This window comes from Virgibacillus kekensis (genome assembly GCF_042654125.1).
GTDB classification, from domain to species: Bacteria; Bacillota; Bacilli; order Bacillales; family Amphibacillaceae; genus Lentibacillus; species Lentibacillus kekensis.
In genome coordinates this window covers 528,179-540,978 of the sequence record NZ_JBHSFU010000003.1, presented here as the reverse complement: position 1 = coordinate 540,978, position 12,800 = coordinate 528,179, and the positions used below count along the sequence as shown (strand labels likewise).

13 protein-coding genes are annotated in these 12,800 nt (G+C 41.1%); all 13 read left to right on the top strand.

Features of this window, described 5'->3' with window-relative positions; genetic code table 11:
* The first annotated feature begins 211 nt into the window (after positions 1-211).
* Entirely contained in the window at positions 212-484 is a 273-nt protein-coding gene (locus ACFO3D_RS04110) for an HU family DNA-binding protein (RefSeq protein ID WP_390293344.1), read from the top strand.
* Positions 485-574: 90 nt separating this feature from the next.
* Positions 575-787 carry a trp RNA-binding attenuation protein MtrB gene (gene mtrB / locus ACFO3D_RS04105; RefSeq protein WP_390293343.1) on the top strand — a complete coding sequence of 71 codons (213 nt, stop codon included), beginning with the start codon at positions 575-577 and terminating at the stop codon, positions 785-787.
* Between the two features lie 118 nt (positions 788-905).
* A complete protein-coding gene (locus tag ACFO3D_RS04100; RefSeq protein ID WP_390293342.1) occupies positions 906-1,664 on the top strand; it encodes a heptaprenyl diphosphate synthase component 1 in 759 nt (252 codons plus the stop codon).
* Between the two features lie 43 nt (positions 1,665-1,707).
* Positions 1,708-2,421, top strand: a complete 714-nt coding sequence (locus ACFO3D_RS04095) for a demethylmenaquinone methyltransferase (protein WP_390293341.1) — start codon at positions 1,708-1,710, stop codon at positions 2,419-2,421.
* Between the two features lie 39 nt (positions 2,422-2,460).
* Positions 2,461-3,432: a heptaprenyl diphosphate synthase component II gene (gene hepT / locus ACFO3D_RS04090; protein ID WP_390293340.1), complete on the top strand. Its 972-nt coding sequence runs from the start codon at positions 2,461-2,463 to the stop codon at positions 3,430-3,432.
* 76 nt (positions 3,433-3,508) lie between these two features.
* Positions 3,509-3,955, top strand: a complete 447-nt coding sequence (gene ndk / locus ACFO3D_RS04085) for a nucleoside-diphosphate kinase (protein WP_390293339.1) — start codon at positions 3,509-3,511, stop codon at positions 3,953-3,955.
* A gap of 55 nt (positions 3,956-4,010) precedes the next feature.
* Complete coding sequence (locus ACFO3D_RS04080; protein WP_390293338.1) at positions 4,011-4,790, top strand: CheR family methyltransferase; 780 nt, start codon at positions 4,011-4,013, stop codon at positions 4,788-4,790.
* Positions 4,791-5,504: 714 nt separating this feature from the next.
* Positions 5,505-6,671, top strand: a complete 1,167-nt coding sequence (aroC, locus tag ACFO3D_RS04075) for a chorismate synthase (protein WP_390293337.1) — start codon at positions 5,505-5,507, stop codon at positions 6,669-6,671.
* On the top strand, positions 6,671-7,744 hold the full coding sequence (aroB, locus tag ACFO3D_RS04070) for a 3-dehydroquinate synthase (protein ID WP_390293335.1): 1,074 nt from the start codon (positions 6,671-6,673) through the stop codon (positions 7,742-7,744). The genes aroC and aroB overlap by 1 nt, the downstream gene beginning before the upstream one ends.
* 30 nt (positions 7,745-7,774) lie before the next feature.
* Entirely contained in the window at positions 7,775-8,875 is a 1,101-nt protein-coding gene (gene hisC, locus ACFO3D_RS04065; RefSeq protein ID WP_390293334.1) for a histidinol-phosphate transaminase, read from the top strand.
* Position 8,876: 1 nt separating this feature from the next.
* Positions 8,877-9,977: a prephenate dehydrogenase gene (locus ACFO3D_RS04060; RefSeq protein ID WP_390293332.1), complete on the top strand. Its 1,101-nt coding sequence runs from the start codon at positions 8,877-8,879 to the stop codon at positions 9,975-9,977.
* A 27-nt stretch (positions 9,978-10,004) separates the two neighbouring features.
* A complete protein-coding gene (gene aroA, locus ACFO3D_RS04055; RefSeq protein ID WP_390293330.1) occupies positions 10,005-11,294 on the top strand; it encodes a 3-phosphoshikimate 1-carboxyvinyltransferase in 1,290 nt (429 codons plus the stop codon).
* 219 nt (positions 11,295-11,513) lie between these two features.
* Positions 11,514-12,764: a tetratricopeptide repeat protein gene (locus ACFO3D_RS04050; RefSeq protein ID WP_390293328.1), complete on the top strand. Its 1,251-nt coding sequence runs from the start codon at positions 11,514-11,516 to the stop codon at positions 12,762-12,764.
* Positions 12,765-12,800: the final 36 nt, after the last annotated feature.

Sequence of the window (12,800 nt, the reverse complement as noted above, 5' to 3'; positions counted from 1 at the left end):
CCAGTTTTGGATAAAAGATGGGAAAAAATAGCTAAATCTCTAATAAAATCCTTTAAAATAGGCAATTATTGTTGAAATTTGTTTCAATCTCGGTTAATATAAGCCTTGTCATCATGAATCTGGTGGCACTAAGTATAAATACTTGGAAATTGGTAACAAATGTAACTAACTTTAGTTTGTACCAATGAATTTTTGGGAGGAGGTGAATGTCATGAACAAAACAGACCTAATTAATGCAGTTGCTGAAAAGAGTGAGCTATCTAAAAAGGATGCCACAAAAGCAGTAGATGCAGTATTCGATTCTGTCATGGATTCACTTAAAAATGGTGAAAAAGTACAGTTGATCGGATTCGGAAACTTTGAAGTGCGTGAGCGTTCAGAGCGTAAAGGCCGTAATCCACAAACTGGAGAAGAAATCAAAATTCCAGCAAGCAAAGTTCCTGCTTTTAAACCAGGAAAGGCCCTAAAAGATAGTGTTAAATAATTTTTACATAGGGCAAAAAAAGGGCACGTTAAATACGTGTCCTTTTTTCTTTGTTTCATTTATGAATTATGATAATTGAGGAGGGATATCATGAGTCAAAACGATTTTTTTGTAATTAAAGCACTCGAAGACGGGGTTAATGTCATTGGTCTTACCCGGGGGACAGACACACGTTTTCATCATTCGGAGAAATTGGACAAGAATGAGGTAATGATTGCTCAGTTTACAGAGCACACTTCAGCTGTTAAAGTCAGAGGAAAAGCAACCATTCAAACAGGTCATGGAGAAATGACAACAGAGTAAGTGCAGATTGTTCGCTTCCGCACAACCGCCTGGATAACATTTTTTTATGGAACGAAACAATAGTATGCTATAATGACTATATTATTCAGGAATGTATGAAAGGGTACAGGTGGTTCTTTTGCTGACATCCAGTTTAGATACGGATCAATTAAGAAAATTAATTGAGAAGAAGATGCATAACTCCTATATTGAAAAATATGTTCATATACCGCAGATTGATGATAATAAGCTAAAACTGGTGACCCTCCTGTTAAAAGAGACAGCTAAATCTGTGCCAGAATATAATAGTAATATTGTGTCAGCAATGCTGGTACAATTGGCGCTGGATACGCATGATTTGGTACCTAGCACGAACACTAGAGAGAAGACAGCTTCCGATATGAAGACGAAGCAGTTGTCTGTATTGGCAGGAGATTACTATAGTGGACTCTACTATCTCCTTCTCGCAGAGACAGAAGACATAGAAATGGTACATATTCTGGCTGGAGCGATTAAGGAAATAAATGAGTATAAGATGCAATTATATTATCTGGAGAAGGGTTCACCTTCTGAGTTTTTGAAACTTGTAAAAAACATCGAGTCCCTTTTGTTTGTCCGGGTTGCAGCGTATGCAGATGCAGCAGTAATCAGTGAGGTTGTAGCGGAATGGCTATTATTAAATAAGCTGAAGAAAGAGCGGACGCATCTGACAGGCAAAGGTGTATCGGCCTTTTTCTCTGTATGGTCTGAAAAACTTTCAATTGAAGACGCTGATGATTTTTTACATATAATGGATAATAGTATTGATAAGACTATTAAGTCTTTGACAACCTTACTGGACAACATCCCGCAAGAACATAATACAGTCCGGAAGTTAATCGAGGAAACACTGGAATAAGACGGAAATTAAGACATAACAGCTGTGGAAGAAGGGTAACAAAATGCAGGAGCAATCAAAAGAAGAGCGTGTACATAACGTATTTCAAAAGATATATGATAACTATGATTCGATGAATTCCATCATATCTTTTCAAAGACATAAAGCCTGGCGAAAAGATGTCATGCATCGGATGAGTGTCCAACCTGGATCCGCCGCACTGGATGTTTGTTGTGGCACTGGTGACTGGTCCATTGCGCTTGCAGAATCCACCGGTCCATCAGGTGAAGTGGTTGGACTTGATTTCAGTGATAATATGCTTTCAGTTGCTGAAGAAAAGAATGAAGTCCTGAAATATGAACACTTACGTTTTGTTCAGGGAAATGCAATGGAACTTCCATTTGATGATAACTCCTTCGATCATGTGACAATCGGGTTCGGTCTCCGCAATGTTCCGGATTATATGGAAGTGCTAAAAGAGATGCACCGGGTCGTAAAGCCTGGGGGAAAAGTAGTATGCCTTGAAACTTCTCAGCCAACCATGATTGGATTCAGGCAAGGATATTATTTTTATTTCCGGTTTATTATGCCTTTACTGGGCAGATTTTTTGCTAAAAGCTACAAAGAATATGCATGGTTACATGAGTCTGCAAAGGACTTTCCTGATAAAAATAGGCTTAAGAGCATGTTTTTTGCTGCAGGTTTCGATGCTGTAGAGGTGAAAAGTTATACTGGAGGCGTGGCGGCAATGCATATGGGTATTAAAAGGAAATTCTAGACTAACTGAATCAGGAAATTATAGTAAAAGGTGACATGCATGAAACTTACGAAAACATATGGTTATTTAAAAAAAGAATTGGATATCATAGAGCATGCCTTGAACAACGCCATCCAGGCCGACCACGATGTTCTGCGACAGGCTTCCACACAGCTGCTACGGGCAGGGGGGAAGAGAATCCGCCCTGTTTTTGTATTGTTAAGCGGCCAGTTTGGAAATTCTGATGTTAACCGGATTAAAACAGTAGCCGTTTCTCTGGAATTAATTCATATGGCATCACTTGTCCATGATGATGTGATCGATAATGCTGAGTTGCGCCGCGGTAAACCCACCATTAAAAAGCTATATGGAAATCGGGTGGCAATGTATACAGGCGACTATATTTTAGCTCGCGCACTAGAAAACATCACCACGATTGACAAGCCTTCTGCTCACCGTGTGCTTTCCAGGACAATGGTTCAGGTTGCAAAGGGTGAAATAGAGCAGATCAGGGATAAATATAACTGGAATCAGAATTTGCGTAACTACCTACGGAGAATAAAACGAAAAACAGCCCTGCTTATCGCTACAAGTTGCAAGCTGGGAGCAATAGCTGCTGATGTGCCGAATGATGAGGCTGAAAAGCTATTCAAGTATGGGTACTATATAGGCATGTCTTATCAGATTATCGATGATATTCTGGATTTCACTTCGTCTGAAACTGTGCTTGGTAAACCTGCAGGGAATGATTTGCTTCAGGGGAATGTCACATTGCCGGTGCTGATTGCGATGCAGGACGAGAGTTTCCGCAAGCTGCTGGAGGAGACATTCAAGGACCCGGAAAAGGTTTCCGAATCGGAAATGGCCCAATTGCTGGGCGAATTGAAAAAAACAGGAGCTATTGCAGAATCTTATCGAATTAGTGACCTTTACCTGGAAAAAGCTTTAAATTCCCTGAATTCACTCCCTAATCAGAAAGCTAAACAGACATTACAGACAATTGCTAAGTATATCGGGAAAAGACGTTCCTAGATTATTTGTTATTTTGGTAAAAATTTGTTAAGATTTGAACGGTTACAGATAAATACATAATGAAGAGGTGTAAAAGATGGAGAAAACATTTTTAATGGTAAAACCTGACGGTGTTCAACGTAATTTGGTAGGAGAAATCGTTAGTCTTTTTGAGCGTAAAGGATTTAAACTTGCGGGTGCCAAACTTATGCAGATTCCTAATGATCTTGCAGAAAATCATTATGGGGAGCATAAAGAACGTCCATTCTTTGGCGAACTGGTGGAATTTATTACTTCCGGTCCTGTATTCGCAATGGTTTGGGAAGGTGAAAATGTTATTGCCACCGCACGTGAAATGATGGGTAAAACCAATCCACAAGATGCTGCCCCAGGCACAATTCGCGGTGATTACGGTGTAACAGTTGGCAAAAACGTAATTCACGGTTCTGATTCCCCTGAAAGTGCTGAGAGGGAAATTAATCTGTTCTTTGATGAAAGCGATGTATTATCTTATTCCAAGCAGGATAGTTCCTGGATTTATTAATAGACTAAGCCTCCGTTCTGACGGAGGTTTTTTACATAGAGAGAGGCGTTAATCAATGTCTGAGGAGTATCTTGATTTTATAGCAAAAGTCCGTGAAAAATCTGGAATCGATTTAAGTTCCTATAAAGAGGCGCAAATGAAGCGTCGGCTTACTTCACTCCGGGACAAACGTGGTTTTACGAGTTTTCGGGATTATTTTTTGGCGATTAACCGGGACAAACTGCTATTCGAGGAGTTTATGGACCGCCTTACGATTAATGTGTCCGGATTCTATCGTAATTCGAAGCGATGGGAGGTACTTAAGGATGAAGTAATTCCACATCTGCTTCGATCCAGAACAAAACTTTCGATTTGGAGCGCAGCCTGTTCTTCAGGTGAAGAACCATACAGCGTTGCGTTACTGATGAAGGAACACTTTCCAACGGTCGACTTTCAAGTTATGGCAACTGATATTGATAGTACTATACTTCAGAAGGCTGAGAGAGGGATTTACCGGGGCGAATCACTGAAGGAGCTCCCAGAGAATTTGAAGTTAAAGTATTTCAGAATGCAGAATGGGCTGTATTATATTAACGAAACTGTCAAGAACCATATTAATTATAAGCGGCATAATCTGCTTGCAGATAGGTACCCTAGGAATGTCGATTTGATTATTTGCCGAAATGTACTGATTTACTTTACCGATCAGGCTAAAAATGAGATCTATCATCGCTTCTCGGAATCTCTCCGTTCAGATGGAGTGTTGTTTGTAGGGAGTACTGAGCAAATTTTTACACCGAATAATTATAACCTTTCATTAGTTGATACATTCTTTTATAGAAAAACTAGCCTATAATAAGTTTGTTGCCTTCAACAGGCGTACGTTTTACAGTAAGGCTCTTTTCTTAAATTTTGTTGCTCTTTAACCCTAGTAGTTGATTAAAATTGCGATGTAACAGTCAGCGTAGCTTCGCTCCAGAAATACATTTCGTTTTCCGCGGGCACGGCTTCAGTCTCCTCGCGGAAAATCACCGCTGCGGGTTCTTCAGACGCGTGCTGTTCCCGCAGGAGTCTCCATGTATTTCCTACGCTGGTATTCTTATTTTGCTATTACGCTAGAATAATACATCGTTATGGTTGATTGGAGCATAGGACAGTCGACTCCGGCGGGTCACCAGCTAAAAACGGTCACGTCCTGTAGCCAACACCGGTACTAGAACGTCATGTTCGTAGAAGCAATAGCTGAAAATCCCGCAGGAAGTGGTCTTCCTCCGAGGAAGTTGAAGAGTTGTCCGGCGGCAAAGGAGACACTGCGAAAGTATGAGCAGATGTCGCACTTGTTCCCGGAGTGGTGAAAGTGACTGCCTGAAGCGGAGTTCAACATCGCTGTAACATCGCAGTCAATATTTTTTACCATAAACAGCGCTTTTTTAAAAAACAGTCTAAAAAAATCAAAGTCCAGTTTTCCAAATTTATTTTTATACAAAATTTTTGTATAAAATACAACACAATTAAATTAAGTTATGATATAGTTATTAAAAAATTCTGGGATGGAAATGGAGGAAGTGTAATGCGGTACTTAACAGCAGGTGAATCACACGGTAAACAATTAACTACAATTATTGAAGGTGTTCCATCAAATATGCCTCTCTTAAAAGAGGATATCAATAATTCCTTATTGCGGAGGCAGAAAGGACACGGCCGAGGAAAACGCATGCAAATAGAAAAAGATCTTGCTGAAATTACCAGCGGCGTTCGCCATGGCTATACACTTGGCTCACCTATTTCATTAGTTATACATAATGACGATTTTAAACATTGGACAGACATTATGGGAGAAGATCCATTAGAAGAAGAAAAGAAAATCCGCCGCACTGTATCCCGTCCAAGGCCTGGACATGCAGATTTGAATGGTGCGCTAAAATATGGACATCGTGATATGCGGAATGTGCTGGAACGTTCATCGGCCCGGGAAACTGCAGCACGAGTTGCGGCAGGAGCAGTCGCTAAAACCCTACTGAAACATCTTGGAATAGAGGTAGCGGGTTATGTAAAAGAAATAGCCGGAATTGTGGCTAAAGAAGATAACTCACTTTCAATACAGGAGAGAGTTTCAGTATCCGAAGACTCACCAGTACGTACACTTGATAAAGACGTGGAGAAAGACATGATGGATGCAATCGATAAAGCTAAAAAAGACGGCGATTCTATTGGTGGTGTAGTAGAAGTTTACGTCGAAGGTATGCCTGCTGGAGTAGGCTCGTATGTACACTATGACCGGAAACTAGACAGTAGAATCGCTGGGAGTGTAATGAGTATCAACGCTTTTAAGGGAGTGGAATTTGGTCTTGGTTTCGAAGCCGCCCGCCGAAATGGTAGCGAAGTTCATGACGAAATTGCCTGGAGTGAAACGGATGGTTACTATCGCAAAACGAATCGCCTCGGGGGATTTGAGGGTGGCATGACAACCGGAATGCCACTAGTTGTTAAAGGGGTCATGAAACCTATTCCAACATTGTACAAGCCACTTCAGAGTGTTGATATAGAGACGAAGGAACCATTTAATGCAAGTATCGAGCGTTCGGACTCCTGCGCGGTGCCAGCTGCATCAGTCGTTATGGAACACGTTGTTGCTTTTGAACTTGCCAAGGCAATCACAGAACAGTTCCCAAGTGACCAGTTTCCCAAGCTTAAAGAAGCGATAGATGTGTACCGTGAAGAAATAAGGTGCTTTTAATGAATGTAACGAAAGTCAGGTCCTCCACCAATACTTATAAGGTATATATAGGAGAGGGCCTTCTCGAAGATCTGAAAAGCTATCTGCCTAAAAAATATACATCAATTATGATTGTTACAGACTCGATGGCCGGCAGTTATTATCTGGATAAAGCAAAGAAGGGTCTGGCTGGGGAGAAAGTAGTTGCAACAACCATCCCGGCAGGGGAAAAGTCAAAAAGCATTCAGACCTTTTACAACCTTCATACCGACGCACTTAACTATGGACTTGATCGTCAATCGTTAATTCTAGCGCTTGGTGGAGGGGTTGTTGGAGACCTTGCCGGGTTTGTTGCAGCAACCTATATGCGGGGGATTGACTTTATCCAGGTTCCAACCACCATTCTTGCCCATGACAGCAGTGTTGGGGGGAAGGTGGCCATTAACCATGAACAGGGGAAAAATATGATCGGCAGCTTTTATCCGCCGATTAATGTCGTGTACGATGTGTCGACACTCTTTACTCTTGAAAGAAAAGAAATTCGCTCCGGATATGCGGAAATTGCCAAAGAGGCATTAATTGCTGACCGTATTTTTTTCCAATCGCTTATGGAAATAGATTTATTTGATTTATCCAATGATCAGCTCGCATCTCAAATCGGCAGAGGAGTTGAGATTAAGGCTTCCATTGTGGAGGCGGATGAACGGGAATCGGGAGTAAGAAAACATTTGAATTTTGGACATACGCTTGGCCATGCCCTTGAATCGATGCTTGGTTATGGAGAATGGACACACGGAGAACTTGTAGCAATTGGTATGCTGTTTGCACTCCGGGTCAGTGAGGATGTTTTCGGAACGACTCTGCCATATACCCAACTTCATTCATGGCTTCGAAAAAACGACTATCCGTTGAACCTCCCGGATTTTGAGGTTCAACAAATAATAGAGAAAATGAAAATCGATAAAAAGACCATCGGCCGTTCGATTCAGATGGTTCTTCTCAGGGATGTTGGAGCCCCTGTAACAGTGCAAGTGGATGATAACGACATGGTAAGGTATCTTAAATCATTTATGAACGATTTAAAAAAGATATAAACAGGTAAATAAAGTCGGGGGGAGTAAGAAATGGATGGAAAACAAGTACTAAATGAATTAACTCCATATAAGCCTGGGAAACAAATAGAGGAAGTAAAGAAGGCGTACGGATTAACCCGTATTGTAAAGCTAGCATCTAATGAGAATCCATTTGGTTACTCATCTTCGGTAAAGCAATTTTTAAAAGAATTAGACCCGTCACTGGAGATTTATCCTGATGGATATACGACAGAATTACGGGAAGCAATGGCCGAAAAATTGAATATTAAGGAAACACAGCTTATTTTCGGAAGCGGGTCAGACGAAATTGTACAAATGATCGGACGAGCTTTTCTCTATCCTGGTGTAAATACGGTGATGGCCACGCCAACATTTCCACAGTATAAGCATAATGCTTTAGTGGAAGGAGCCGAAATAAGAGAAGTTTCGACAGTTAATGGCTATCATGACCTCAAGGCAATGCTTGGAGCAATTGATGAGCAAACGAAAGTAGTATGGCTATGCTCACCAAACAATCCTACTGGTTCTTTGATTCCTCGCGAGGATTTTTACTCATTTATGAAGAAGTGTCCAAAACATGTGCTTGTTGTTCTGGATGAGGCATATTACGAGTATGTGGAGAATGGAAAGGACCCGAACATACTGAAATCTTTCACGTGTTATGAAAATCTGATTGTGCTTCGAACATTTTCAAAGGCATATGGTCTTGCTGGTTTGCGCGTAGGTTATGGGTTTGCGAATGAAAATATCATCTCAAAGCTAGACGTAGTCAGGGGCCCGTTTAACACCTCGTCAATAGCCCAAAAGGCCGCTGTAAAATCACTGTATGACGACGATTTTATTAGCCAGTCGGTTGACAGAAATAAGGCGATAAAAGCAGATTTTCAGGAATTCTTAGATTCGATCGGTTGGCATTACTATGAATCAGAAACGAATTTTTTACTTGTGTCGACACCTGTAAGCGGTACTGAAGTCTTCCAGCATCTATTGGAAAATGGTTTTATTGTTCGACCTGGGGAACTACTTGGAATACCGCGGACAGTCCGTATTACACTTGGAAACGAAAATGATATGGAACAAATCAAGGAGATTTTGCACCAGTTTCATGTAAAAGTGAGCAGGGAGAAATAGTATGGAAAAAACGGTTTTTATTATTGGACTTGGATTAATTGGAGGGTCTCTTGCAAAAAGTATCAGAGAAACCGGCGAGTGCCATATCGTTGGGTTTGATACTAACCAGGACACACTTGAGTTTGCACGGATGAATGAGATTATACATGAAATAGCCATAGATATTCCACAGGCTGCCAAACGTGCAGATTTGATTATCCTGGGCACACCTATTACAGAGACAGTTAGATTGATAAAAGAACTTGACCAGTTACCATTAAATCATGATGTAATTGTTACAGATGTTTCGTCAGTGAAACGACCGGTTCTGGAGGCTGCTAATACAATTTCAAATAAGCACATCAAATTTATCGGTGGCCACCCAATGGCAGGCTCACATAAAAAAGGTATAAAAGCCGCTAAAGGTCATTTGTTTGAAAATGCTATTTATGTTTTAACGCCAGCAGAGCAGTGTGATGATAAACATGTTGGTATACTGAAAAATACATTGAAAGAAACGAAGAGCAACTTTGTTCTGCTCCACGTAACGGAACATGATGAAATGACCGGCGTTGTATCCCATTTTCCGCATTTGGTCGCATCTGCGCTTGTCCATCAGGCTAAAAAATGGCAGGATACACACCCGTATATCCCAAAACTCGCAGCTGGCGGTTTTCGTGATATTACCCGTATAGCTTCTAGTAATCCAGATTTATGGCAGGACATTTTCCATCATAATAGAGAGAAAATGATTCAGCTTATTGATGACTGGATCACGGAAATGTCCCAGCTGAAATTGTTTCTCAGGCAAGAAAATACATTTGGACTGACCTCTTATCTTCAGCAGGCTAAAGATTATCGAGATGGCTTGGGTGTTTCGAAAAAAGGGGCGATTCCATCTTTCTACGATATCTATGTCGATATCCGTGACCAGCCTGGGGCGATTGCTGCGGTTGCTGGTATCTTGGCTGAGAACGAGATAAGTGTATCCAATATGCAGATACTGGAAATCCGTGAAGGAATTACAGGGGTACTCCGGCTCAGTGTTCCTACCAAAAAGGAACAGGACAGCAGCTATCAAATACTATCAGCAAAAGGTTACGAATTGATGATGGAGAAATAAAGAATTCCTTAAAAGGAAGTGAGCCAATTGAAAGATATGAAACTAAAACCGGCAAAAGGTCCGGTTCATGGGGAATTGGATATCCCGGGAGATAAATCGGTTTCCCATCGGGGGGTTATCCTAGGGTCACTTGCAGAAGGGACCACCAAAGTTACAAACTTTCTGACCGGTGAAGATTGTATGCGTACGGTCAACGCATTTAAATTAATGGGTGTTGAGATTAAGGAGAACGGCACGGAACTTACTATTACGAGTAAAGGATATAAGCATTTTAACGAACCCGTTGAACCTATTTATTTTGGTAACTCAGGAACAACCGCACGTTTAATGCTTGGCGTATTAGCCGGACTGCCTCTTTTTACAATGGCTTATGGGGATGCCTCACTGACCCGAAGACCGATGGACCGCGTTATTAAACCTTTATCTGAGATGGGAGCCAGTATCACCGGTCGTAAGAATAATACATATTTGCCACTATCCGTAAGTGGCGGATCCTTGAAGGGGATTAATTACACACTCCCCGTAAAAAGCGCTCAAGTGAAATCAGCAATTCTACTTGCTGGTATACTGGCAGAAGGAGAAACTGAGGTAATTGAGCCTACTCCTACCAGGAACCATTCGGAAAATATGCTTGAAGCATTTGGAGCGAATATTTCAAGACACAATACGAAAATCACTGTTTCCAAAAGTTCATTGAAGGCAACTGATGTGTTCGTACCTGGTGATATCTCATCTGCGGCATTCTTTATGGTTGCCGCAGCCATAAAGCCCGGCAGCAGCCTGACATTAAAAAATGTAGGTCTCAATCAAACAAGGACCGGAATTATCGATGTTCTGATTGAAATGGGGGCCTCTGTGACCATTTCTAATCAAGCTACCATCAGTGGTGAACTAATTGGAGATATAACCGTTAAATACGGCGAGCTGAAGGGCGCGACTATCAATGGCGACATTGTCCCCCGTTTAATTGATGAGCTTCCTGTAATTGCTTTGCTGGCCACTCAGGCTGAGGGTGAGACAGTTATCAGTGATGCCGGAGAATTAAGGTTGAAGGAAACTGATCGAATAGAGGCCGTCGTGGATGGACTAACACGACTCGGAGCTAATGTGGAAGCAACGGAGGACGGGATGATTATTAAAGGTAAATCTTTATTGCATGGTGGTCAGGTTAAATCGTACTATGATCATAGAATTGCAATGATGCATGCAATTGCATCACTCGTTTCTGATGAAGAAATTATAATTGATGATGTATCCTCGGTGGCTATTTCATACCCGGACTTCTTTAAGGATTTGGCCCATATAATTTCTGAATAAAGGATCTGTAACTTTACAGATTCTTTTTTGCTAATATAAATAGGTGGGTTTGGAAGGTTGCATTCCAGCTATAAAGGTCTTAAAATGAGCAAACGGTTCGATTATGAACTGTTCTTTTGGTAGTAAAAATAAAATCACCAATCCGTTTTTCGGTATAATGGTAGTTTTTGCATATAGTAAGGATACAGCAGAAAGGATGATAGAATGGACGCCGCCATAATGGAAGCTGTAAAATTAATGGAGAGCAAGCAAGCTGAAAAGGCAATTCAGGTGTTGGATAATTATTTGCCTACAGCGGATGCAGAAGATAAATATACGATAGCTGAACTGTATATTCAATGGGGCTATTTGTCAGAAGCAAGTATGGTTCTCGAGGAACTGATGCAACAGTTTCCAAAAGAGAGTGAGCTTAAGACAATGCTTGCTGATATTTATATTGAACAGGAGAACGATGAAGAGGCAATCGAACTATTGAATGAAGTCGAGGAGGATGACCCGGCATACGTCCAGACACTGATTCAGTTGGCAGATCTTTATCAGGCACAGGGGCTTTTCGAAGTAGCCGAACAAAAACTTCTTCAGGCAAAACAAATTGAGCCAAACGAGCCAATTATCGATTTCGCACTTGGTGAATTATTATTTTCCACCGGTTCTTACTTAAGGGCAATCACGTACTATGAAAAAATTCTGCCAGTGGCTAAAGAGATTGCAAATGTGTCGATAAATGACCGCTTGGCTGAAGCATATGCCGCTTCAGGTGAATATGAGAAAGCCCTCGATATTTTTCAGGATGTTGATAGTGAAGACCCTGATACATTATTTAAATATGGTTTCACCGCACTACATGCCGGCCGGCGTGACATCGCTATAAAGGCGTGGAAACATGTGATTGAACAGGATACTTACTATCATACAGCTTACTATCAGCTCGCAAAAGCTTATGAGGATGAAGAAATGCCTCAGGAAGCATACGATACGGCAATAAAGGGAATCAAAGTGGACGAGTTTAATAAGGAACTGTACTTTTTTGCCGGCTCCATGGCACACCAGCTCGAGAATGATGAGGAAAGCGAGCGACTGGTACGGGAGGCTATCTCGCTAGACCCTGATTATAAAGAGGCTCTTCTGTTTTTGATAGAATTGTTCAAGAAAACTAATCAGCATGAGGATATTATCGAGTTGATTAATGAAATTAAAAATAGTGGTGCTAGTGATCCACTGTACGATTGGGAACTGGCCCGGGCATATAATGAAAATGAATCCTATGAATATGCATTAAACTCCTATAAGGAAGCATATAATAGCTTAAATCAGGATAGTGACTTCCTGAAAGAATATGGATATTTTCTAACTGAAGAAGGGAGGATTGACGAAGCTGTTTCCGTGTTTGAACGTTATTTAACTTTACAACCGCTAGATTCAGATATTGAGGAGTTTGTCAGCCGATTAAAGTTATCACAAGATACCTGAAGTACCAAATATGGATATCCGGGGAGGTTAATAACC